This window comes from Varibaculum sp. C0165D1, from assembly GCF_056590355.1.
On the sequence record NZ_JBWPVY010000001.1, the window covers coordinates 143,709 to 166,522 of the forward strand.

Below are 22,814 nucleotides of genomic sequence, written 5' to 3' on the forward strand. Positions count from 1 at the left end.
AGGAATGTGGATGAAAAACTGGTAGTTAAAGGGGCAAGAGAACACAACCTGCGCAATGTGGGCATTGAGATTCCTCGCGACAAGATGGTGGTGTTTACTGGGCTTTCTGGGTCGGGTAAGTCTTCGCTGGCCTTCGACACGATTTTCGCCGAAGGACAACGCCGCTATGTAGAGTCGCTCTCTTCCTATGCGCGTCAGTTTCTCGGGCGCCTGGATAAACCGGATGTGGATTTTATTGCCGGGCTGTCTCCAGCGGTTTCTATCGACCAAAAATCTACCTCCCGAAACCCCCGTTCGACTGTGGGCACCATTACTGAGGTTTACGACTATTTGCGTTTGCTGTATGCGCGGGCTGGGCAGGCCTACTGCCCGGTATGTGGGGAAAAAATTCAAGCGCAAACTGCCCAGCAAATCGTGGATCGCCTGCTAACCCTGCCGGAAAAAACCCGATTCCAGATTTTGGCTCCGGTGGTGCGCGGACGCAAAGGAGAATACACCGAGCTTTTTGCAGACCTAGTTACCCAGGGGTTCTCAGCGGCAGTGGTGGACGGGGAAACCGTGCGCCTTACCCAGCCCCCCAAGCTGGAACGCAAAATCAAACACGATATTTTTGTGCGCGTCGATCGCCTAGTGATGAAAGAGGGGGTACGTACCCGGCTCTCCGACTCGATTGAGACCGCCCTTAAACTTGCAGACGGGCTGGTAGTAATAGATTTTGTGGACCGAGATGAATCGGATCCCGAGCGTTCCCGCCGTTTTTCTGAAAATCGTGCCTGCCCCAATGATCACCCGCTGCAGCTAGAGGAAATCGAGCCGCGTACTTTTTCCTTCAATGCCCCCTATGGGGCTTGCCCAGACTGCTCCGGTCTTGGTTCCCATCTGGAAGTAGACCCGGAGCTAGTGGTGCCCAATCCGGAGCTATCTATCTCCGAAGGTGCAATTCGCCCCTGGTCCACCAAAAATAAATATTTGATGAATATGGTTGCCGGCCTGGGGGAGGAGCTCGACTTTGACCTAGAGACTCCTTTCCGTAAGCTATCGGCCTCCCAAAAGAAAGCCCTTTTACGCGGGCGCGACTATCGAGTGAAAGTAAAGTTCCGGAATCGTTGGGGGCGGATGCGCACCTACTCTTCCGGATTCGAGGGCGCAATCCCTTGGATCATGCGCAAACGGGAAGAAACCGAGTCCGAAATAATGAGGGCGCGTTACGAGGGCTACATGCGCCAAGTTCCCTGTTCTACCTGCCATGGCGACCGTCTAAAACCGGAAGTACTGGCGGTAAAAATCGGGAACCTAAATATCGCGGAGCTAACGAAGCTAGCTATTTCCGCCAGTGGTAAATACCTGGCGCAAGTAGAACTCACCGGGCCGGCGAAAAAGATCGCCGAACCGATTTTGAAAGAAGTGCAGGTGCGCCTGCAGTTCCTACAAGACGTGGGCTTGGGATATTTAACTCTAGCGCGGGGAGCTGCCACCTTATCGGGGGGCGAAGCCCAGCGGATTCGCTTGGCCACCCAGATAGGATCCGGGCTAGTCGGAGTACTTTATGTCCTGGATGAACCCTCAATTGGGTTGCACCAGCGCGATAACCACAAACTAATCGAGACGCTAAAGAAGCTGCGCGATTTAGGGAATACCTTACTGGTGGTCGAACATGACGAGGACACCATTCGGGCTAGTGACTGGATAGTCGATATCGGCCCGGCAGCCGGGGAAAATGGGGGAGAAGTCCTTTATTCCGGTCCAGTACCGGGGATCGCTGATTGTAAGCGCTCCCTTACTGGGCAGTATTTGTCGGGTAAAAAGCAGATTGCAGTTCCTAAAAAACGGCGCAAAATTGAGAAAGATCGGCAGCTAAAAATTATTGGGGCGCGAGAAAACAACCTACAGAACCTGAATGTTTCGATTCCTTTAGGTAAGTTGGTCCTGGTCACCGGAGTTTCTGGTTCGGGTAAATCGACACTGATCAACCAGGTGATGTACCAGGCTTTAGCGGCGCAACTGCAGAGAAAAAGAGTGGTTCCCGGGCGTCATAAAGCTATCGAGGGACTGGAGCATCTGGACAAGGTGGTGCACGTAGATCAAAGTCCGATTGGACGTAACCCCCGCTCAAACCCGGCCACCTATACCGGGGTCTGGGATGCAGTCCGCTCCCTCTTTGCCCAAACTCAAGAGGCACAGCTCCGAGGCTACGGACCCGGACGGTTCTCATTTAACGTCAAAGGGGGACGCTGTGAAGCTTGCAAGGGAGACGGCACCCTCAAGATCGAGATGAACTTCCTGCCCGATGTATATGTACCTTGCGAAGTGTGCGGAGGCGCGCGCTATAACCAGGAAACCCTACAGGTCAAATATCGTGACAAATCGGTAGCCGATGTGCTCGATATGCCGATCAGTGAAGCGGCAGAGTTTTTCGCTCCCATCGGTAAAATTTCCCGGCACCTCAACACCTTGGTAGAAGTGGGGCTCGGGTATCTGCGTCTGGGGCAAAGTGCTACTACTCTTTCCGGGGGAGAAGCTCAGCGGGTGAAACTTGCCAGTGAGCTGCAGCGTAGGTCCAATGGGCGCACCATTTATGTACTGGATGAGCCCACCACCGGCCTACATCTGGAAGATATTCGCAAGTTAATGCTGGTGTTGCAGTCGCTGGTCGACAAGGGCAACTCGGTGATCGTGATCGAGCATAATCTTGATGTGATCAAGTGCGCCGACTGGGTGATCGATTTAGGTCCCGAGGGCGGAGACGGCGGGGGAACTCTGGTGGCGCAAGGAACCCCGGAGCAAGTAGCGAAAGTGAAAGCCTCCTACACCGGGCAGTACTTAAGCAAGATTTTAAAGTGACAGTAGCTGTGGTATCTGTGCAAGTGAGCCCGATCCACGAGGATTAGCCATTTTTGTTTTTCTGCTGTGTTAACCTACGGACAAGAGAAACCTATTTTGAATTGGAGATTCGCCAATGGGAGCTCCCGCTATCGATCTAATGCAATTCACTTCGGTGGCCGCAGCGGTACTGGATCGCGCCAGTAATCGGGCGCGAGAAATCGCAGTTGAGCGTCCCTCCGCGTTGGGAGCCGCGTGGGAAAAAATCTCTGCAGCTTCCTTGGGAGACGCGATCCGGGCAGCCGGTTTAGGGTGGATCGGTCTGGGGTTAAAACCCGGAGATGCAGTCTCCATTCTGGGATCCACCTCCTACGAATGGATGATTATGGATCTGGGAGCGCAAGCAGCTGGGCTAGTTACCGTGCCCATCTATGAAACCGACTCCTATGAACAGGTAAAGTGGATTGCCCAAAAAGCCCAGATAAAGGCAGTAATTACCGATTCTACGGCGCAGGCGAATATGATTCGTCAGCTGGATAAGGAACCTGAACTCGCCGGACAAATCTCGGCAGTGTTTTCTTTAGACGATTCGGGCTTAACCCGTCTTTTAGAACACGGACGCACTATTTCCCCCTCGGAACTAGATGAACGCTTAGAACAGATAAAACTTGATGACCTTTGCACCATTGTTTTTACTTCCGGGACCACCGGACGCCCCAAAGGGGTAGAAATTACCCACGGAAACTTCCTGCGCCCCCTAAATGCTGTCATCGAGCGGGGCAGTTGGAACGAATGGGTTTTCGACCCCGGTGCCCGGGTAATTTACTTCCTGCCGGTAGCCCACGTAATGGCTCGTTTCCTGGGTTATCAGCAACTGGTAGGTCACGGCACCGCCGCATTTTTACCCAACCCCAAGACCATAGTCCAGGATATGCAGACTTTTAAACCAAATGCTCTGCTAGTAGTGCCGCGGGTGCTGGAAAAAATCTATAATGCCGCCGATGCTACCGCAGGTTCCGGGATTAAGCTGCGGATTTTCCGTTTGGCTGCCCATACTGCGGAACAGTGGGCACGCACACAAGACTTAGGGAAAGAAATTTCGTTTGGGCAAAAGCTAAAGATTGCTCTAGCTCGGAAGTTAGTCCTTAATAAGATCCAAAAACTTATGGGCGGAAACCTGCAGGGAATCGTATCTGGGGGAGCGCCCATGGCTGAGCGGCTCGGCCACTTCTTTATTGGGTGCGGCATCGAAGTTTTGCAAGGCTACGGCGCTACCGAAACTACCGGACCGCTTACTATGTCTGAGCGGATTGGAAACAAAACCGGATACGTAGGCCGACCCCTGCTTTGTAACCAAGTGCGCCTGGGCGAGGGCGGCGAACTGCAGGCACGCGGCGGCTCGATTATGCGGGGTTACTACGGGGAACCAGAGCTTACTCGGGAAGCTTTCACCGCGGACGGCTGGTTGAAAACTGGGGATATTGCGCAAATCGATGCTGATGGCAACGTTAAAATCACCGGGCGCGCCAAAGAAATTATTGTGACCGCCGGCGGGAAAAACGTAGCTCCCGAGTACCTAGAGGAACGTTTGAAAGGACATCCGCTAATCTCACAGGTAATGGTAGTAGGGGATAATAAACCCTTTGTGGCGGCGCTGGTTACCCTGGATCAAGAAATGTTACCCACCTGGCTGAAGAATCACGGGATGGAACAGATGGATATCACCCGGGCAGCTAGGGATCCGCGGGTGCTGGAAGCTTTACAGCGGGCAGTCCAGCGGACTAACCGGGCGGTGTCGCGGGCAGAATCGATCCGCAAAATCAAGATTCTTACCACCGATTGGACGACTGAAAACGGGATGCTGACCCCCTCTATGAAAATAAAGCGCAATCGGATTCGCGCCGTTTACGGGGAACAAATCGAAGATTTATTTACTAAGCGGCAAGAAAAATAGCAGATCAGCCGGCCTATAAGCCGGGTTCTGTACTGGCGAAGCCAGCGGCGACCATCTATCTACGACCTGCGTTACCGCACGCCTGAAGCAACCTACCCGCAAGCTAAAGGCGGACCACCCAACTTGCTGCTTGGTCTTGCTCCGGATGGGGTTTACCTAGCTGGCCAAGTCACCTTGACCACTGGTGGTCTCTTACACCGCCTTTTCACCCTTACCAACGCGAAAGCGTGGCGGTTTGTTTTCTGCGGCACTAGCCCGCGGGTCACCCCGGGTGGCTGTTAGCCATCATCCTGTCCTGTGGAGCCCGGACTTTCCTCGACTATTACTAGCCGCGGCCGCCCGGCCGACTGATCCGGGTCAATAATACCTAAAGGCGCCCGCTGACCGAAAAGCAAGGCGCTAGTTTATGAATCTAAAACGGCAAGGGGGCTGCCGATTTTCTAGAGGTTGCTAAACTAAAGGCATGGTTGCCTATATAGATATTCACCCAGTTAATCCGCAAGCCCGGCTAATTACTAAGGCCGCTGACATTATTCGTGACGGGGGCGTAATCGCCTATCCCACTGATTCGGGTTATGCCCTGGGGTGCAAACTTGGGAATAAAGCGGGACTAGAACGGATCCAAACTATCCGCAAACTTCCTAAAACCCACAACTTCACCCTCATTTGCCACGATTTTAAGCAATTAGGGAAGCTGGTAATCGTTGACAATTCGGCGTTTAAGCTGATAAATCGGCTCACTCCCGGTCCCTACACCTTCATTATGAAAGGGGATAAGGCAGTGCCGCGGATCATGGTTAATCCCAAGAAAAAGACGGTGGGGGCGCGCATTCCCAATCATGTAACCACCCTGGCGCTGGTAGAAGAATTGGGGGAGCCTCTGATGTCCTCTACTTTGATTTTGCCGGATAAGGATGTTCCAGAAGCTAACGGTTGGGAAATCCGTGACGAGATTGGCTACCTACTAGATGCGGTTATTGAAGGGCCGGTAGATGAAGCCCGGCCCACTACGGTCATCGATCTCACCGGGGAAGTTCCCCAGGTGGTTCGCCAGGGCGCCGGTGATCTCTCGGACGTTATGCTCTAGTGGATCTTTTTCAGCAGGCCTCGCTTAACGAACAGGGGATTCCCGCTTTTTCAGACTCTGCGCCCCTGGCAGTGCGGATGCGCCCGCTCAATATTGACGAGGTGGTGGGGCAATCCCACTTGCTCGAACCCGGCTCTCCTTTGCGCCGGCTATTGGAGCCCCAAGGCAGCGCCGGGGCGGTGAGTTCCATTATTTTTTGGGGACCGCCGGGAACTGGGAAAACTACCCTTGCCTATTTGGTAGCCACGGCCTCAAAACGAAACTTTGTGGAAGTTAGCGCGGTTTCGGCCGGGGTAAAAGAGGTACGCGCAGTTATTAAAGAGGCGCGCGAGCAGCTGCGCGCAACCGGGAAACAAACAGTGCTTTTTGTGGACGAGGTACATCGCTTTTCTAAGTCCCAGCAAGATGCCTTGCTCCCGGCAGTAGAAAACTCCTGGGTAATTCTGGTGGCCGCCACCACCGAAAATCCTTCGTTCTCGATCGTCTCCCCGTTGCTGTCGCGGTCTTTACTGCTAACTTTAAACCCCTTAAACAGTGAGGACGTGAAACAGTTGCTGCGCCGCGCCCTCAGCGATGAACGCGGGCTTAAAGGCAAGGTAACAGCAGACGAGGAGGCACTGACCCGCCTGGCAGATTTGGGGGGAGCCGATGGCCGCAAAGCGCTGACCTTACTAGAGGCTGCCGCCGAGGGAGCGGTATCGGCGGGGCGCAGCACTTTGACCACAGAAGATATTGCTCGCGCTGCCGACAGTGCAGTAGTGAAATATGACCGTGACGATCACTATGACGTGATTAGTGCTTTTATTAAATCCATGCGCGGATCCGATGTGGATGCCACTTTGCATTATTTGGCACGCATGATCGAAGGGGGAGAAGATCCCCGCTTTATCGCTCGCAGAATCATGATTTGTGCCAGCGAAGACGTGGGGATGGCAGATCCGAAAGCCTTAGAAATTGCGGTGGCTGCCGCGCAAGCAGTACAGATGATTGGGATGCCCGAGGGGCGGATTATCTTAGCGCAAGCCGCAGTGGCAGTAGCCACCGCCCCGAAATCGAATGCGTCCTATTTGGGAATTGAAACCGCAATTAAAGATGTGCGCGCCGGAAAAAGTGACGCGGTACCTGTCCCGCTGCGTGATTCTCATTACCCTGGCGCCTCAGATTTGGGAGTGTCCGGCTACAAATATGCTCACGATTATCCGCACCATATTGTTAAGCAAACTTATCTACCTGCATCTTTAGTTGGTACTCAGTATTACCATCCCACTGACAATGGGTATGAGGAGTTGGTATCTAAGCGGCTGCGCACCATTCGCGGCATCTTGGCCGATGGCAAAGGTGAACCAAAATAGGCTAATCTAAAACCTGTTGTCTACAGGCAACCCTGGGGTCTTAGCCCGCGTGGTGACCCCACCGGCATATCCGGTGAAATGAAAATAGAAGAACACATACAGGAGAAAACTAAATGGGAAATAAACGTTCGCGTAAACAGGTTCGGCTATCTCGTGCTTTGGGGATTGCCTTAACTCCCAAAGCTCAGCGCTACTTTGACCGGCGTCCCTACGGGCCCGGCGAGCATGGTCGTGCTCGGCGTCGCAGCGAATCTGACTACGCTATCCGTTTGAAGGAAAAACAGCGTTTGCGCGCTCAATACAATATTCGCGAGGCCCAGATGCACCGCCTATTCGAAGAGGCGCAGAGCGTTAAAGGGATGACCGGTGACAACCTGATTGTGCTACTGGAGTCCCGGCTGGATGCGTTGGTATTGCGCTCGGGCTTCGCTCGCACTATGCCCCAAGCTCGCCAGACGGTAGTTCACCGTCACGTCCTGGTAGATGGAAAACTGGTTGACCGTCCCTCCTACCGGGTAAAGCCGGGACAGGTTATCCAGATTCGCCCCAAGTCCCAGACCAAGGATCCCTTTATCGTAGCGGCGGCCGGCTCTCACCGCGACGTCCTCCCGGATGTACCCGCATATTTGGATGTTAACCTGGAACAACTCCAGGCCACCTATGTGCGTCTGCCTAAGCGCGATGAAATCCCGGTAGTCTGCGACCTCCAGATGGTCGTTGAGCACTACTCGCGTTAAGCTTAAAAACTTTTGGTCTGATGCCTCCCGATTTTTCGGGAGGCATCACCCATATATCCGGCTTGGTTCTAGGCTTAGGTGCTCGGTAGGGTAAAATTCAGCGATATAAGCATTTCTTAGGGAAGGAAGAACAATGAGCGTTGGTGAGGTAGCTTCATTAATCGCCGCTTTAGCGTTTTTACTGCTAGTGGTGTTTCTAGCGATACCACTGTGGAAACTGGGGAAAGTTTTTGACCAGCTTCAAGGATCCATTAAGCAGGTAGCAGCCGATACCGGCGACACCGTTAAAGAGGTTTCCCAAACGGTCAGGGACGCCAACGCCCAACTGGTGCGGGTCGATGCGGTCACTACCTCGGCTGCGCAAGTCGCTCAAGATGTTTCTGCGGTTTCGACCTTGGTTTCTTCCACCTTCGCCGGCCCGCTGATTAAACTCTCGGCCTTTTCCTATGCGGCCCGCAAAATGTTTAACAGGAAAGGTCAGTAACCATGAAGAAACTGGTGAAGCTAGGGATTACAGTAGCAGTAGTAGGCGCTATCGCCTACTCGATTCCGCCGGTACGGGAGCGGATGCAGGCCGCTTACGCCTCTTTCCAAGAGGATTTTGAGAATAGGGAGCGGCAGCTGCGTGCGGCGCTAATGCCCGAAACCACCCCCTTAAGTTAATCGCTTTTCAACTAGGAGGTAGCTCCTCCTCATAAAGATTTAGAGGCATAATGCAAACATCTGAAATTCGTTCCCGCTGGTTAGACTATTTTGCGAAGCAGGGACATCATTTGGCACCATCAGTTCCCCTGGTGTCTCCCGATAAGTCGATTCTGTTTACTATTGCGGGAATGGTGCCGTTCATTCCCTATATTGTAGGTACGGAACCGGCACCTTGGCCGCGAGCTGCCAGTGTGCAAAAGTGCATCCGCACTAACGATATTGAAGAGGTCGGCAAAACCACTCGGCACGGTACTTTCTTTCAGATGTGCGGGAACTTTAGTTTCGGTGACTACTTCAAGCAGGGCGCCTCAACCATGGCTTGGGATCTGCTCACCGGCTCCGTGGAAGAAGGCAAATACGGCCTGGACGGAGACAAACTCTGGGTGACGATTTGGGAAGAGGATGACGAGGCCGAGGACGTGTGGCTAAACCAGATCGGCCTGGATCCCCTTCACCTACAAAAGCTCCCCCGGGAAGAAATCTTTTGGGATACCGGGCAGCCGGGACCGGCCGGTCCTTGTGCCGAAATCCATTTCGACCGCGGTAGCGCTTACGGACCCGAGGGCGGCCCGGAAGTAGATACCGGTGGGGATCGCTACCTCGAGCTATGGAACCTGGTGTTCGACCAGTACCTACGGGGAGAAGGAACCGGTAAAGACTATCCGCTGCTGGGCGAGCTGGACAAGAAATGTATCGATACTGGGTTGGGATTAGAGCGACTAGCGTTCTTGCTGCAAGGCAAGGACAATATGTACGAGATTGACCAGGTATTCCCGGTAATTGAGAAAGCGCAGGAACTGTCGGGAAAGCAGTATACCCAAGGTAAAACCTCGAAAGATCCTAATGATATTCGGATGCGGGTAGTCGCTGACCATGTGCGCAGCGCCCTGATGCTGATTGGGGACGGGGTACGGCCTGGAAACGATGGACGCGGATACGTTTTGCGCCGCCTGATTCGCCGGGTAGTGCGCGCTATGCGCTTATTGGGAGTTAAAAAGCCGGTATTCCCGGATTTGCTTCCCGTCTCAAAACAGGTAATGGCGGATTCCTATCCGGAATTAGACAGGGACTGGAAAACTATTTCTACGGTTGCCTACGAAGAAGAAGATGCCTTTAGGCGCACCTTAGAGTCGGGTACTTTGATTTTTGACCAGGCAGTGAGCCAGGTTAAGAAACGCCACGAAAGCCAGTTGTCTGGTAAAGACGCATTCACCTTGCACGATACTTACGGCTTCCCGATTGACCTAACTATCGAGATGGCCGAGGAACACGGCATTAAGGTTGATCGCGACAAGTTCACCCAGCTAATGCAAGAGCAAAAGGATCGTGCCCGTGAAGATGCGCGGGCCAAGAAGACTGGACATGTAGATGCCCGCGTCTACCACGAGCTCGAGGCGGAACTAGGTCACGACGTCCAGTTCGTGGGCTACAGCGAAGACAGCTGTAATGCCAAAGTTATTGGGCTGCTATCAGAGGGCCAGGCAGTTCCCACTGCCGCGGCAGGCAGCAAAGTTGAAGTCGTCCTCGATACCACTCCCTTCTATGCGGAAATGGGCGGGCAGCTGGCTGACCATGGAGTAATCCGTTCCTTCCAGGGCGCCAAGTTCAAAGTCGAGGACGTACAAAGTCCGGTAGCGGGTCTGCGGGTCCACCGGGGAACCTTAGAGCAAGGGCAACTAACCGTAGGAGATGAGGTAGTAGCGGCGATCGATACCGCAAGGCGCAAAGCTATTGCCCGCGCCCATACCGCTACCCATATGTTGCATAAAGCCCTACAAGAGAACCTGGGGGCGCAAGCCACTCAGGCAGGCTCAGAAAACAATGAAAATCGGCTGCGCTTCGATTTCCACCACACTCGCGCCCTCAGCGGGGAGCAAATGGCGGCGATTTCTGATCGTATCAATGACCGCCTGCGCGATAACCTGCAAGTAAACACCGAGGTTATGCCGATTGAAGAAGCCAAAAAGTCCGGAGCTACCGCCCTGTTTGGAGAAAAATACGGTTCGGTAGTGCGGGTGGTTGATATTGGTGATGGTTGGGATCGCGAATTCTGCGGCGGAACCCATATGCCTTCTACCGGTTATCTGGGACAAGTCGTCCTGATGGGGGAGAACTCTATCGGTTCGGGGGTGCGGAGGATAGAAGCTTTGGTCGCCGATGAAGCCAATGAATTCCAAGCCAAGGAACACGCCCTGGTTTCTCAGGTAGCTTCGATTATGGGGACTAAGCCGGAAGAGATTCCGGCACGGATCGATGATGCTTTGCTGCGTTTGAAGCAGGCACAAAAGAAACTGGCAAAACTGCAGGAAGAATCGTTACTTTCCCGGGTAGGGGAAATTGCGGCCTCGGCTAAAGATATTCATGGCACTCGCGTGATTACTTTTAACGCCGGAGAGGTATCTGCCGACGCCTTGCGTACTCTGGCGCAATCTTTAAGGCAAAGGCTCGAAGATACCAACTCCGTCATTAGCGTAGGTGGGATTGCTAAAGACCGTCCCCAGGTGATTGTGGCTACCACGAGGCAAGCCAGAGACAACGGTTTGAAGGCGGGCAACCTGGTAAAGATAGCTGCGCAAACTATGGGAGGCGGCGGCGGCGGACGCCCGGATCTGGCGCAAGGCGGGGGTAAGGATGCCACGAAACTTGGTGACGCTTTAGAAGCCATCGCCCAGGAGATTGCGCGAAAATAATGCGCCCCGGGGTACGGATTGGGATTGATCTTGGTACTCGCCGGATTGGAGTGGCACGTTCCGATGCGGCGGGGACTTTAGCGCTGCCAGTGGAAACGGTTTACCGGGCAGGCGGACAAGAACTATACCGCATCGCTGAACTGGTTGCTGAGTATGAAGCTAGAGAAGTCGTCATTGGCCTTCCTTGTTTAATGAGCGGAAAGGAAGGAAAAAATGCTGCTGACGTACGTGCCTGGGGTGCCGAGTTGGAACAGCTGTTACCAACTTGTAATATAAGACTTGTGGATGAGCGTCTTACCTCGGTAAGTGCTCATCAACAACTGCGTTCGGCCGGACTGGGCGGGCGCGAGCACAAAAGCGTCGTCGACCAACAGGCTGCAGTGTTAATCTTGGAGCAGGCGTTAGAAATAGAGCGGCGAACCGGAAAAGCTCCGGGAGTACCGCTGGGCAACGGATCCGAAAGCGAGGAGGCCTGATGAGCCGGGAGCCAGAAAACAATCCGCCCAAGCGGCATTTTCCATCCCGCCGCGCCGATAAAAAAGCTAACGCTGATCCTTCGCAAAGTGATAACCCCACTAACCTTGATAACTACTGGGAAGAAGAAGCGGCAAGTCCCGCGCACCCAAAACTAGCCGTTACTGGACGCAGTGCGCGGCGCAAAGCCCGGCGTAAGAAACGTACGATTGCGGCCATCGTGATTTTGGTGGTCGTCGGCTTAATCGCCGGCGCTTCCTTGATCGCAGCCAAAGAGCTGGGCGGAATTAGCGGAATAATCTCTGGCGGAGAAGACTACCAAGGGAAGGGCTCTGGGGAAGTAATCGTAGAGATTCCTGAGGGCGCCTCGGGTAAAACTATCGGCGCGATCTTAGAGAAACACGGGGTTATCGCCGATGCCGAAGTATTCGCCGATATTTTCAAGAAAAATTCCTTAGCACAAGGAGTGCAGGCGGGGCGGTTTAGGCTACATAAACGGATGTCTTCTCGCGAGGCCTTAGCGATGCTATTAGATCCCACCTCCAAAGCGGATATCAAGGTAACTATTCCTCCCGGATTCACGGTTAAACAGATTAAGGCGCGTTTGCAAGAAACTGTCGGGTTTAGTGCCGATCAAGTAGCTGAAGCTTTTTCGGACCCCGAAGCTTACGGGATACCGGGGCAAAGTGAAGAATCTTTTGAAGGCTGGTTGGCACCCGATACCTATACGGTCTCCACTAAGCAGACCGCTACCGATTTAGTGAAGATCATGGTGGATGCCCAGATAAAACGACTAGATCAGGCCGGAGTTGCCCCCGCTCAGCGAGCAGCCGTGTTAATTAAGGCTTCGATCCTAGAAAAAGAAGTCAACCTGGATAAATACTATCCCCAAGTAGCCAGGGTAATTGAGAATCGCCTGCAGGATAATCCAGATACCCACGGATTCTTGCAAATGGATTCTACGGTGGTTTATGGCCTGGGTCGCTCGGGGGGAATTCCCAGTTCGGAAGAGCTTAAAAAAGATACCCCCTATAACACCTATAAACACAAAGGGCTGCCTCCCACCGCTATCGGTACCGTAGGGCCCAAGGCTCTGGCGGCTGCAGTGAAACCGGCGGATGGGAAATGGCTCTACTTCACCACGGTTAACCTGGATACCGGAGAAACTAAATTCGCGCTTACGCTAGCAGAGCAGAATAAGAGCATCGAAGAACTGAAACAGTGGTGTCAGCAAAACCAAGGAAAATGCAAGCGTTAAGCCCCTGGGCGGCGGTAATCGGATCTCCAATCCAGCATTCTTTATCCCCGGTACTGCACCTGGCAGCTTATCGGGATTTAGGGCTGAATATCGACTATCGGAGGATCGAGGTTACCCCGGATACTCTGGGTTCTTTCCTCGCCCGCTGGCCCGAAAATTTGGTGGGTCTTTCGGTTACTATGCCTTTAAAACAAGTGATCATCCCCCTGCTTTCCCAGGTAGATGGTTTAGCTAAAGCAGTAGGAGCCGTAAACACCGTGGTGCCGTTTCCAGGGGGAGTGACCGCCGGATTTAATACTGATGTTTATGGGTTGGTAGCGGCAATAAGGGAAGAAAAGGGCAAAGATTTCAGTCCCGAAAAAGCGGTGATTGTGGGATCGGGTGCTACCGCGTCCTCGGCCCTAGCAGCCCTAACAGAACTGGAAGTAACGCAAATTAATCTGCTGGCCCGCCGAGTTTCCGGAGCCGGTAATGCAGTGCAGGCGGCTACCCGACTGGGGATAGATCCTGGTTATGTTCCCTTGACAGCCACAGATAAAGCCCGGAAAACTATCGAGAATGCAGATTTGATTATCTCAACTGTTCCTCGCGAAGTACTTGATGATTTTTATAAATCTATCTCCTTTAATGCTAGTCAAACGGTATTAGATATCGTCTATGACCCCTGGCCTAGCGAACTGGTAAAATCAGCTCAACGCCAGCAAGCTACCATCATTTCCGGGAAATCCATGTTGCTACATCAGGCCCTGATGCAGGTGAAGTTGTTTACTTCTCGCACGCCCAGCTTGGATGTAATGCAAATGGCTCTTAAGGAGGCCTAACGCCATGAAAATGCAACTACTAGTTTTGCTAATAGCGCTGGTATTTGCGGGAATTGGAAACTTAGTCTACGGGCTGCCCAAGGTGGAAAAGTACTTCCGACTGTCGGGACGGTCAAGAGCGTATTGGAATCAGGCCTGGGCAATAGGGATAGTTTCGATGCTGGCGGTTGCTGCGGCAGTGATTTTACGTTACGGCTCGATTAACTTGCTGCTATTATTTCCGCTACTGACTCTGGGGACGGTACTAACTGTCATTGATGCCGGTACCCAACGGCTGCCGCGCTCTATGACGGCAGCTGTCTTGGTGCTGGTGTTAGTGGCGGTTATCCTGGCCGGGTTCGTTACCGGACAGTGGGTAAAACCGGCATATGCCCTGATCGTAGCTTTAGGAACTTTCATTTTGCTGCTTCCCGGAACTTTTGTTCGAAACGGTATCGGGGTGGGGGATTTACGCCTAGCTCCACTTTTGGTGGGCTTAGCTACCTGCTCTTCTTGGCACTGCCTGTTGTTAATGGGAATACTATCGGTGGTCGGCAGCGGGCTCTGGGCGCTCTACTTGGTGGTAGCGAAGAAAGCTAGCGGCTCTACCCGGCTAGCATTCGGGCCGTGGCTACTAATGGCCACCTATATTGCACTCCTAGTCGTTCCCCGTTAGCGCTCGGCTATTTTTTACCGCTTCGCGGGATTTTTAGGAGTGGAAGCTTAAAACGCAAAAAATAGTTCCATGAAACAATGAATCTATGTTGAGATGGATGAGCGCAGGTGAATCACATGGAGCTGCCCTGGTGGGAATTCTCGAAGGAATGCCCGCGGGAGTGGAGATTACCACCGCTAAAGTGGCGGAATACCTGGCCAGTCGGCGAGCCGGTTACGGACGTGGGGCCCGCCAAAAATTTGAGCAAGATCGGGTCCATCTAGTAGGTGGGGTAATCAGGGGCAAAACCACCGGAGCCCCAATCGCATTGGTTATTGAGAATAGCGAATGGCCAAAATGGAAAACCGTGATGAGCCCCGATCCAGTGGATCCGCAGGATTTACAAATTGATGCCGGCAAAGGCGACCAACGAGAAGTGGCCCGCAATCGCCCCTTAACTCGTCCTCGGCCCGGACACGCGGATCTGGCGGGGATGCTCGCCTATGATTTAGAGGAGGCTCGCCCGGTGTTAGAGCGGGCGAGTGCCCGGGAAACCGCGATGCGGGTGGGTCTGGGAGCTTTCGCCCACGAGTTCTTGAAACAGGCGGGTGGGATCGAACTGATTTCCTATGTAACCCAAATCGGACACGCCAGCCTCGAGGAAGCTCACCCAATACCGCCGTTAACCGAGCAGCAAAAACTCGCTGAAAACCCGGTGCGGTGTCCGGACGAAAAAGTCAGTGAGCAAATGATTTCCCAGATCGATACCGCGAAGAAGAATGGGGACACTATTGGGGGAAGCGTGGAGGTTGCAGCCTACGGGGTGCCGATCGGGCTAGGTAGTCATGTAGCTGCAGATCGCCGGCTAGACACTCGCTTAGCGGCCGCCCTGATGTCGATCCCCGCAGTGAAAACCGTGAAAATAGGAGATGGTACCCAGCCGTATCTGCCGGGCTCGGCAGCGCATGACGAGATCGTACGCGGGGAGGAAGGAGAAATAACCCGGGCCTCCAACCATGCCGGCGGGATTGAAGGTGGCATGTCGAATGGGCAACTAATTCGGGTCAGTTGTGCCTTTAAACCGATCTCAACCGTACCCCGGGCTTTGCGCAGCATTGATTTGGCCAGCGGGGAAGTCAGCCCGGCGATTCATCAACGCTCCGATACTTGCGCGGTAGTGCCAGGAGCAGTTATTGCCCAGGCACAGGTAGCTTTGGTACTGGCAGATGCACTTTTAGAACACGTAGGCGGGTATTCGCTGGCCCAGGTGCGTGAAAATCTGCAGGCATACCAACAGCGAGTGGAGGCGCGACTATGAATGCCAAAAAACAAATAGTATTTATCGGCTTGCCAGGCAGCGGGAAAACCTCGGTAGGAAGCCTGGTAGCCGCACGTTTAGGGCGTGCTTTTATTGACGCCGACCAAGAAATTTCTCGGCAGGCACAAATGTCTATCCCCGAAATTTTTACTACCCGCGGTGAGGATGCTTTTAGGGATTTAGAGGTCAAGGTGATCGATGAGCTTTTACGCTCAAATATCGAAGTGCTAGCCCTCGGGGGAGGGGCACTCACTCGCCCCGAAACCGCCGCTGCCCTCGCAGATAAAGAGGTAGTTTTCTTAGATGTTTCTCCCACTGTTGCCGGGGCGAGAGTGGGGAAGGATTCCATGCGCCCCCTCTTGCAGGCAAGTGAGAATCCCGGTCATCAAATTGCAAAGCTCGAACAACAACGACGCGCAAATTACCTGGAAGCAGCCACTTTAAGCGTGCCCGCAGATGGCAGCCTCAGCGAGGTAGCCACTGCCGTAATTCGAGGTTTGAAACTAGAAGAAACCCGACCGGTATCTCACTACGATTTAAGTTCCTTGGGCGCGCTGCCGAAACAAACTCCAGAAAAAATTCGGCAGATTCCGGTGACTTCTGGCAATGGATACCAAATCAGCGTAGGCAGCAACTTTAGCTCCCGAATCGGACAGATACTGCAAGGTCGTCCCCGCAACCTGTTCTTGATCTGCCCGGCTCCCCTCGAAAAAGAGGCTCGTGACTTGGCACAATCTTTGACTCAAGCCGGCCAGGTAGTCAAAATTTTTCCGCATCCCGATGGGGAAGCGGCCAAGAACATTAGAGTAGTTGAAGATGCCTGGCGGCTCCTGGGAGAATACCATTTTTCGCGCGAAGACACAGTAGTGGCACTAGGAGGCGGGGCAACCACTGATATGGGAGGTTTCGTGGCCGCGACTTGGCTACGGGGGATCGAACTGATCAATGTGCCTACTTCCCTGTTAGCGATGGTCGATGCGGCAGTCGGGGGGAAAACCGGAATAAATACGTCCCTGGGAAAGAATCTAGTGGGCTCTTTTTATCCCCCTAGCGCAGTAATTTGCGACCTCGATTATCTGCAAACTTTGCCCCCGCGCCAGCTGCGCGCCGGTTTGGCGGAAGTTATCAAATGCGGTTTTATCGCCGACCATAAAATCTTGGAACTACTAGCCGCGGGCAGCGTAGAAGAACTGCTGTCCTCCGAGGCGATATTAGAAGAAGTCATTAGTCGCGCTATCCAAGTAAAAGCCGCTGTGGTTAGTCAAGACCTGCGCGAAAGTGGATTGCGTGAGTGCCTTAATTATGGGCACACACTGGCGCACGCGATTGAGAAAGCCAGCTCCTACCAGGTCTTACACGGCGAGGCGGTAGCGATGGGAATGGTCTTTGCCGCCCAGGTGGCAGTAGAAATGGATATACTTACGCCCGCACAAATGGAAAGTCAACGTCGCCAGATCGCCGCGCTAGGGTTGCCGACTAGCTGCCCGCAATATTCTTTCGAGCAGCTAGTAAAAATTATGGCCTCGGATAAGAAAGTGCGCGGGGGAATTATTCGGATGGTATTAACTGGCGGTGACGGACAGGTAAGCGTGGTTCCCGTTAGCGACTACCAGCTACTGCAAAGTGCTTTTAACTCCATAAATGAAGGCAGGACTGCCGGGAGTGACCCCGAAAATCCTAGCGACGGAGAGAGCGAAGTTGGCTAGGAAAGTTTTCTTAATTGGTCTGCCCGGTAGCGGAAAATCTAGCATTGCCACGGCCCTAGCCAAAAGATTCGGTTGGAAATTGGTAGATACGGACACCCTGGTAGCCGCAAAGTTGGGAGTGCCACTGGCTACTGCGGTGATTAGCGCCGGTGAAAAAAGATATCGGCAGGTAGAGCGGGAAGTTGTGATCGCCCTTTTAAAACAAATGCCGGCCGAGGACACTATTGTAGCTATGGGTTCCGGGGCGCTGGATAACCTGCAAACCCGACAAGAACTAGCTGAACTTCCTGGCAGAGAAATAATAGAGCTAGTGATTGACCTGTCCACTATGGCGGATCGCGCCGGGCTGAACCGTCCCCGCTCTCTGGGATTGGGAATGCCGAGGGCTTGGCTGCGGCAAATGGGGCAAGAGCGGCGCGAAGGCTGGCAGATATTAGCTCCGCTAGCAGTGGAAGTCTCGGGTTTATCACTGACGCAAGTGGTGGAAAAAGTAGCAGATTGCCTTAACTTCCGGGGCTAAAAGCGCCGCTTAGAGGCGATATTTTCCCCCGCCGCGCGATTAAAGTAAAGTAGAGACGATTGATTTTGACTTGGGGGTTATAAGTTGGCGACAACAAATGATTTGAAGAACGGTCTGGTACTAAAGCTGGATAACCAGTTATGGCAGGTTGTTGAGTTTCAGCATGTGAAACCGGGGAAAGGCCCGGCGTTTGTGCGTACCAAGATCAAGAACGTACTTAGCGGCAAAACTGTGGATCGCACCTTCAATGCGGGGGTGAAAGTTGAGACCGCGACGGTTGATCGTCGAGATATGACCTACCTGTACCAAGATGGTACTGATTTTGTGTTTATGGATGATGACACCTATGAACAGGTGATGATCACTGCGGAAATCGTAGGAGACGCCAAAAACTTCTTGATCGAGAATCAGCGCGCGGTGGTAGCTTTCCACGACGACCAGGTATTATTCCTGGAGCTGCCGGCCTCGGTAATTATGCAGATTACCCATACGGAACCGTGGCTGCAGGGTAACCGTTCTTCGGCGGGAACCAAACCGGCTACCGTTGAAACCGGGTATGAAGTACAAGTTCCGCTCTTTGTGGAAGAGGGCGAGAAGATCAAGGTCGACACCCGCTCTGGCGATTATATTTCTCGGGTTAAGGAATAACCGACAGTGGCAAAAAATCGGCTATCGCGGCGTACTAAAGCACGTCGACGGGCGGTTGATACCCTTTATGAGGCGAATCTAAAAGGTTTAGATCAAGATCCCGAAGATTTGCGGGAGCTGGTGGCTGAGAGGCAGCGTTTAAGTACCGCGCAGACTACTTTGCCGGATTACGCGGCGGAGATTGCACAGGGAGTAGCTGACCACCTATTCGATATTGACATGATGCTCAGTCAGTATTCTCGGGCCTGGGCACTCGATCGGATGCCTAAACCGGATCTGGCGATTTTACGCTGCGGAGTATGGGAAATCCTTTACAATGACGATGTTCCCTGGAAGATTGCGGTTGATGAAGCCGTTGGTACCGCGCGTGCGATTTCGACTCCGGAATCTCCCGACTTTGTTAACGCAGTGTTAGATGCCATCGGGCACTCCACCGACAATAACTCAAGTGAGCAGTAGCCAACAGAACTGAAGGGACGGATACGTTCGCGCCCGCGAGGCTACACTCAGATTTTAGGAGGTAGCTATGAGCGCATTTCTTTTTCGCGACGCAAATATTCTGGGGGAACAGCGCGCCGATATTTTGGTTGAAGGCGCACAAATCCGCCAGGTGGGTACGGATTTACCGCTAAGTGCTGGCAGCGGGGTACAGGAAGTAGATGCGCGCGGCCTGGTGGCGTTACCAGGACTGGTGGATCTGCACACTCATTTGCGCGAGCCGGGCGGATCTGATGCCGAAACTGTTGATACCGGCACCGCAGCCGCGGCTAAAGGCGGATATACCTGCGTATTCGCGATGGCGAACACTACCCCCACCCAAGATTGTCCTGCGGTAGTAGAGCAGGTGCTGGACCTAGGACATCAGGCAGGTCGAGTGGACGTGTATCCGGTGGGGGCAGTAACTAAGAATCTGGCGGGTAAAGAGCTCTCTGATCTGCGGGCAATGCACAATTCTCGCGCAGCGGTAAATGTGTTTAGTGACGACGGTAAATGTGTTTTTGATCCGCTGCTGATGCGTCAAGCCCTAGAGATCGTTCGTGATTTTGACGGGGTAATTGCCCAACATTCCCAAGAGCCACGTCTAACCGCCGACTCGCAAATGAACGAATCCTACCTGGCGCAAGAGCTGGGATTGAAGGGGTGGCCAACCGTTGCGGAAGAAATGATTATTGCCCGCGATATTTTGCTGTCTGCCTACTTGGACGTGAGGGTTCATGTTTGTCATCTTTCCAGTGCCACCGCAGTGGAACTGGTACGTTGGGGTAAGTCCCAAGGCGCGCGTATCAGCGCGGAAGTTACTCCCCATCACCTGTTTTTAACGGAGGAAGAACTACGAGGGCGCGATCCGCTGTTTAAAGTAAATCCGCCGCTGCGCTCCCAAAAAGACGTTGCGGCAGTACGAGCCGGATTAGCTGACGGTACGATTGACCTGGTGGGGACGGATCATGCTCCCCATCCACGCCGGCTCAAAGACTGTGATTTTGAGTGTGGCGCTTTCGGGATGATTGGGCTGGAAACTGCGCTGCCAGTGGTTGCCACCACTATGGTGCAAAGCGGAAAAATGGCTTGGCGGGATTTGGCCCGGGTAATGTCGGTTACCCCGGCAAAAATTGGGAAAGCAAAAGGTCAAGGTGAGGAGATTGCTGCCGGCTCTACTGCGAATCTTTGTTTCGTAGCCCCCGATGCCTCTTGGATAGTTAACCGCGAGAGCCAAGTTTCGCGTTCCGATAACACCCCCTTTGTAGGCAAGGAACTGGTGGGGCAGGTACGACACACCTGCTACCGCGGGAAACTGACGGTACTTGCTGGACAGTTGCAGTTTTAAGGAGGAACTAAAGGTTTTATGAATCGCTACGGAGTGCGCCTGGCGCAGGCGATGAAAAAGTTCGGCAATGTGTGCGTAGGAATCGATCCTCATCCCTCACAGCTTGCCGCCTGGGGGCTGGATGACAATATTCAAGGGCTGCGGAGCTTTTCCCTGACCTTGGTGGAAGCAATGGCCGGACAGGTTCCGGTAGTAAAACCACAGTCGGCTTTTTTCGAACGCTTTGGTTCCCAAGGGATCAAGGTGCTGGAGGAAGTGCTGGCGGCTTGTCGGCAGGCGGGGCTACTCACCATCTTGGATGTTAAACGTGGTGATATTGGCTCTACTATGGCCGGTTATGCGCAGGCATATTTAAGCCCCGATTCTCCCTTGGCTGCCGATGCGATTACGCTTTCGCCCTACCTCGGATATGGCTCGCTGACACCGGCCCTGGACTTAGCAAAAAGCAATGGGAAAGGCCTCTACGTACTGGCACTTACATCCAATCCGGAAGGTTTCCAGGTGCAACATGCAAAATGCGCCAATGGTAAAAGCGTGGCGGCCGACATAATTTCGCAGGCAGAACAGACGAATAAAGCCGGTAGTGATGAAGGTCATATTGGCGATGTGGGGTTGGTTGTCGGCGCCACCACCGGAAACGCTGCAAAAGACTTGGGGATCGATTTTTCCGCATTTTCGGGGTCGGTTTTATCACCTGGAATCGGTGCCCAAGGGGCTGGACCAGCGGATATACATAATATTTTCGGAAAAAGTGCCTGTCGAGTCCTGGCATCGACTTCGCGGGGAATCTCTTCCGCCGGTCCGAAGATTACTTCTTTGCAAGCAGCAGCAAGGCAAATAAACGAGCAAATGAGTGATATTTTTCGCAACTGAACTGGCAAAACTTACTCGTTAGGTTGGCTTAAATGGAAGAAAAGAACTAATCTTTTTCGTGTTGTTAACCCATAAATCTAGATGAAGAGGTAAATACTAAATGGCACTTCCTTCTTTAACTCCCGAACAGCGCGCACAGGCTCTGGAAAAAGCTGCTCAGGCTCGTAAGGCTCGCGCGGAAACCAAGGCGAAGCTGAAGAATCGGGAACTAACCTTGTCCGAAGTAATCAAGAAGGCTCAGGATGATCCTTACTTGGGCAAAATGAAGGTTCAGGCTCTGCTGGAGGCCCTACCTCGCGTAGGCGCCACCACTGCTGCTGCGGTTATGGAAGAGATTGGCATTGCCAAGTCTCGTCGTATTCGCGGTCTCGGTGAGCACCAGCGCGCCGAACTGGTTCGCCGCTTCGGCTAGTAAAATCGCAAACTAATTACAGTATGGGGCCCAATATTTGGGTCCCATACTGTTATTTTCAGGTCAAAATTAGAAGTGGACAGGTTTTCCAATGTCACGCCTTTATGTATTGGTCGGCCCTTCCGGAGTAGGGAAAGGAACTGTGGTTAAAGCCTTACGAAAGGCACATCCACAGGTAAAAGTAGCCGTTTCCGCTACTACCCGCGCTCCGCGTCCGGGTGAACGCGATGGCATCGACTATCACTTTTTAAGTGAAGCCCAGTTTGATGAGCTGGTGAACACTAATGGCTTTGTTGAGTGGGCATTAGTTCATGGCCAAGCGCGCTATGGAACGCTGCGCTCAGAAGTAGAAAAATATATCACCCGGGGCGAGGACGTAATTTTAGAAATCGATCTCACCGGGGCACGCCAAGTGCGGCGTACTAATCCCGATGCCTGTTTTATTTTCTTGCAAGCGCCTAGCAAAAAGATTTTGCAAGAGCGTTTGCGAGGAAGGGGAACCGAGGGAGAAGCCGAGGTAGCGCGTCGCTTAAAAACCGCAGAAATCGAAATCGCGGCAGCTGGAGAATTTGAGCACGTGGTAGTAAATAATCACCCTGATCAAGCGGCTGGGGAACTAGCCGCCCTAATGGGAATAGCGTAAGATTCTTCGTGAAGAGGCGGCTTTACGTCGCTGGAAAAAGAAATGAGAGGACAATATGTCGGGTACTGTTGCTAGCCCCGAGGGGATCACCAACCCCCCAATAGATGATTTATTGGAAAAGGTGGAGTCCAAGTATGCGTTAGTGGTCTATGCCGCCAAACGGGCACGCCAGATTAACACTTACAATTTGGAGATTGCGGAGGGAATGTTTTCCACTCCTGGTCCGCTGATTGACTCTAATCCGGAAGACAAGGCTCTCAGCATTGCCTTACGAGAGATCGATCAGGGGGTATTGAATCTGAAAGAACATGACGAGTCTTCACAGGACTAGCTAAAT

22 protein-coding genes and 1 other RNA gene are annotated in these 22,814 nt (G+C 53.1%); 22 read left to right on the forward strand and 1 reads right to left on the reverse strand.

Going from position 1 to position 22,814, the window contains the following annotated elements:
* The first annotated feature begins 6 nt into the window (after window positions 1-6).
* Both uvrA and AC1EKS_RS00645 read left to right on the forward strand, forming a co-directional pair.
* Window positions 7-2,841, forward strand: coding sequence for an excinuclease ABC subunit UvrA (uvrA, locus tag AC1EKS_RS00640; protein WP_481008341.1), 2,835 nt, complete (start codon window positions 7-9; stop codon window positions 2,839-2,841).
* Window positions 2,842-2,956: 115 nt separating this feature from the next.
* The gene (locus tag AC1EKS_RS00645) at window positions 2,957-4,774 is read left to right on the forward strand and encodes an AMP-dependent synthetase/ligase (protein ID WP_481008342.1); all 1,818 of its coding nucleotides are present in this window, start codon (window positions 2,957-2,959) and stop codon (window positions 4,772-4,774) included.
* Here the strand turns inward: AC1EKS_RS00645 and rnpB are convergent.
* Window positions 4,775-5,125, reverse strand: an RNA gene (gene rnpB / locus AC1EKS_RS00650) — RNase P RNA component class A.
* A gap of 112 nt (window positions 5,126-5,237) precedes the next feature.
* Between rnpB and AC1EKS_RS00655 the strand changes: the two genes are divergently transcribed.
* The 20 genes from AC1EKS_RS00655 to rpoZ all read left to right on the forward strand — a co-directional run bounded on the left by AC1EKS_RS00655 (window position 5,238) and on the right by rpoZ (window position 22,808).
* Entirely contained in the window at window positions 5,238-5,861 is a 624-nt protein-coding gene (locus AC1EKS_RS00655) for an L-threonylcarbamoyladenylate synthase (RefSeq protein ID WP_481008343.1), read from the forward strand.
* Entirely contained in the window at window positions 5,861-7,213 is a 1,353-nt protein-coding gene (locus AC1EKS_RS00660; protein ID WP_481008344.1) for a replication-associated recombination protein A, read from the forward strand. The genes AC1EKS_RS00655 and AC1EKS_RS00660 overlap by 1 nt, the downstream gene beginning before the upstream one ends.
* A 113-nt stretch (window positions 7,214-7,326) precedes the next feature.
* Entirely contained in the window at window positions 7,327-7,950 is a 624-nt protein-coding gene (rpsD, locus tag AC1EKS_RS00665; protein ID WP_481008345.1) for a 30S ribosomal protein S4, read from the forward strand.
* A 133-nt stretch (window positions 7,951-8,083) separates the two neighbouring features.
* Window positions 8,084-8,434 carry a DUF948 domain-containing protein gene (locus AC1EKS_RS00670; protein ID WP_481008346.1) on the forward strand — a complete coding sequence of 117 codons (351 nt, stop codon included), beginning with the start codon at window positions 8,084-8,086 and terminating at the stop codon, window positions 8,432-8,434.
* 2 nt (window positions 8,435-8,436) lie between these two features.
* A complete protein-coding gene (locus AC1EKS_RS00675) occupies window positions 8,437-8,613 on the forward strand; it encodes a hypothetical protein (protein WP_481008347.1) in 177 nt (58 codons plus the stop codon).
* Between the two features lie 50 nt (window positions 8,614-8,663).
* Window positions 8,664-11,345 (forward strand): alanine--tRNA ligase, encoded by a 2,682-nt coding sequence (gene alaS / locus AC1EKS_RS00680; RefSeq protein ID WP_481008348.1) that lies wholly within the window; start codon window positions 8,664-8,666, stop codon window positions 11,343-11,345.
* Window positions 11,345-11,821: a Holliday junction resolvase RuvX gene (gene ruvX / locus AC1EKS_RS00685; RefSeq protein WP_481008349.1), complete on the forward strand. Its 477-nt coding sequence runs from the start codon at window positions 11,345-11,347 to the stop codon at window positions 11,819-11,821. Before alaS ends, ruvX begins: the two co-directional genes overlap by 1 nt.
* Window positions 11,821-13,077 (forward strand): endolytic transglycosylase MltG, encoded by a 1,257-nt coding sequence (gene mltG / locus AC1EKS_RS00690; RefSeq protein WP_481008350.1) that lies wholly within the window; start codon window positions 11,821-11,823, stop codon window positions 13,075-13,077. Before ruvX ends, mltG begins: the two co-directional genes overlap by 1 nt.
* Window positions 13,065-13,898: a shikimate dehydrogenase gene (locus tag AC1EKS_RS00695; RefSeq protein ID WP_481008351.1), complete on the forward strand. Its 834-nt coding sequence runs from the start codon at window positions 13,065-13,067 to the stop codon at window positions 13,896-13,898. The genes mltG and AC1EKS_RS00695 overlap by 13 nt, the downstream gene beginning before the upstream one ends.
* Window positions 13,899-13,902: 4 nt before the next feature.
* Window positions 13,903-14,553, forward strand: coding sequence for a prepilin peptidase (locus tag AC1EKS_RS00700; protein ID WP_481008352.1), 651 nt, complete (start codon window positions 13,903-13,905; stop codon window positions 14,551-14,553).
* An 85-nt stretch (window positions 14,554-14,638) separates the two neighbouring features.
* Window positions 14,639-15,850 carry a chorismate synthase gene (gene aroC, locus AC1EKS_RS00705; RefSeq protein WP_481008353.1) on the forward strand — a complete coding sequence of 404 codons (1,212 nt, stop codon included), beginning with the start codon at window positions 14,639-14,641 and terminating at the stop codon, window positions 15,848-15,850.
* Window positions 15,847-17,556, forward strand: a complete 1,710-nt coding sequence (aroB, locus tag AC1EKS_RS00710) for a 3-dehydroquinate synthase (protein ID WP_481008354.1) — start codon at window positions 15,847-15,849, stop codon at window positions 17,554-17,556. The genes aroC and aroB overlap by 4 nt, the downstream gene beginning before the upstream one ends.
* Window positions 17,549-18,076, forward strand: a complete 528-nt coding sequence (locus AC1EKS_RS00715; protein ID WP_481008355.1) for a shikimate kinase — start codon at window positions 17,549-17,551, stop codon at window positions 18,074-18,076. The genes aroB and AC1EKS_RS00715 overlap by 8 nt, the downstream gene beginning before the upstream one ends.
* A gap of 84 nt (window positions 18,077-18,160) precedes the next feature.
* Window positions 18,161-18,724, forward strand: coding sequence for an elongation factor P (efp, locus tag AC1EKS_RS00720; RefSeq protein WP_481008356.1), 564 nt, complete (start codon window positions 18,161-18,163; stop codon window positions 18,722-18,724).
* A gap of 6 nt (window positions 18,725-18,730) precedes the next feature.
* Complete coding sequence (nusB, locus tag AC1EKS_RS00725) at window positions 18,731-19,183, forward strand: transcription antitermination factor NusB (protein ID WP_481008357.1); 453 nt, start codon at window positions 18,731-18,733, stop codon at window positions 19,181-19,183.
* Window positions 19,184-19,250: 67 nt separating this feature from the next.
* A complete protein-coding gene (locus AC1EKS_RS00730) occupies window positions 19,251-20,549 on the forward strand; it encodes a dihydroorotase (protein ID WP_481008358.1) in 1,299 nt (432 codons plus the stop codon).
* 18 nt (window positions 20,550-20,567) lie between these two features.
* A complete protein-coding gene (gene pyrF / locus AC1EKS_RS00735; RefSeq protein ID WP_481008359.1) occupies window positions 20,568-21,422 on the forward strand; it encodes an orotidine-5'-phosphate decarboxylase in 855 nt (284 codons plus the stop codon).
* A gap of 100 nt (window positions 21,423-21,522) precedes the next feature.
* Window positions 21,523-21,834 (forward strand): integration host factor, actinobacterial type, encoded by a 312-nt coding sequence (gene mihF, locus AC1EKS_RS00740; RefSeq protein ID WP_071128262.1) that lies wholly within the window; start codon window positions 21,523-21,525, stop codon window positions 21,832-21,834.
* Between the two features lie 91 nt (window positions 21,835-21,925).
* Window positions 21,926-22,477 carry a guanylate kinase gene (gmk, locus tag AC1EKS_RS00745; protein ID WP_481008360.1) on the forward strand — a complete coding sequence of 184 codons (552 nt, stop codon included), beginning with the start codon at window positions 21,926-21,928 and terminating at the stop codon, window positions 22,475-22,477.
* Window positions 22,478-22,532: 55 nt separating this feature from the next.
* A complete protein-coding gene (rpoZ, locus tag AC1EKS_RS00750) occupies window positions 22,533-22,808 on the forward strand; it encodes a DNA-directed RNA polymerase subunit omega (RefSeq protein ID WP_481008361.1) in 276 nt (91 codons plus the stop codon).
* The last annotated feature ends 6 nt before the right edge of the window (window positions 22,809-22,814 follow it).

Coding starts and splice junctions, on each gene's coding strand:
- AC1EKS_RS00645 (WP_481008342.1), top strand. CDS start 2,957: ATGGGAGCTCCCGCTATCGATCTAATGCAATTCACTTCGGTGGCCGCA.
- AC1EKS_RS00675 (WP_481008347.1), top strand. CDS start 8,437: ATGAAGAAACTGGTGAAGCTAGGGATTACAGTAGCAGTAGTAGGCGCT.
- rpoZ (WP_481008361.1), top strand. CDS start 22,533: ATGTCGGGTACTGTTGCTAGCCCCGAGGGGATCACCAACCCCCCAATA.
- mltG (WP_481008350.1), top strand. CDS start 11,821: ATGAGCCGGGAGCCAGAAAACAATCCGCCCAAGCGGCATTTTCCATCC.
- pyrF (WP_481008359.1), top strand. CDS start 20,568: ATGAATCGCTACGGAGTGCGCCTGGCGCAGGCGATGAAAAAGTTCGGC.
- AC1EKS_RS00670 (WP_481008346.1), top strand. CDS start 8,084: ATGAGCGTTGGTGAGGTAGCTTCATTAATCGCCGCTTTAGCGTTTTTA.
- alaS (WP_481008348.1), top strand. CDS start 8,664: ATGCAAACATCTGAAATTCGTTCCCGCTGGTTAGACTATTTTGCGAAG.
- AC1EKS_RS00695 (WP_481008351.1), top strand. CDS start 13,065: ATGCAAGCGTTAAGCCCCTGGGCGGCGGTAATCGGATCTCCAATCCAG.
- aroB (WP_481008354.1), top strand. CDS start 15,847: ATGAATGCCAAAAAACAAATAGTATTTATCGGCTTGCCAGGCAGCGGG.
- gmk (WP_481008360.1), top strand. CDS start 21,926: ATGTCACGCCTTTATGTATTGGTCGGCCCTTCCGGAGTAGGGAAAGGA.
- aroC (WP_481008353.1), top strand. CDS start 14,639: ATGTTGAGATGGATGAGCGCAGGTGAATCACATGGAGCTGCCCTGGTG.
- AC1EKS_RS00655 (WP_481008343.1), top strand. CDS start 5,238: ATGGTTGCCTATATAGATATTCACCCAGTTAATCCGCAAGCCCGGCTA.
- mihF (WP_071128262.1), top strand. CDS start 21,523: ATGGCACTTCCTTCTTTAACTCCCGAACAGCGCGCACAGGCTCTGGAA.
- ruvX (WP_481008349.1), top strand. CDS start 11,345: ATGCGCCCCGGGGTACGGATTGGGATTGATCTTGGTACTCGCCGGATT.
- rpsD (WP_481008345.1), top strand. CDS start 7,327: ATGGGAAATAAACGTTCGCGTAAACAGGTTCGGCTATCTCGTGCTTTG.
- AC1EKS_RS00700 (WP_481008352.1), top strand. CDS start 13,903: ATGAAAATGCAACTACTAGTTTTGCTAATAGCGCTGGTATTTGCGGGA.
- AC1EKS_RS00730 (WP_481008358.1), top strand. CDS start 19,251: ATGAGCGCATTTCTTTTTCGCGACGCAAATATTCTGGGGGAACAGCGC.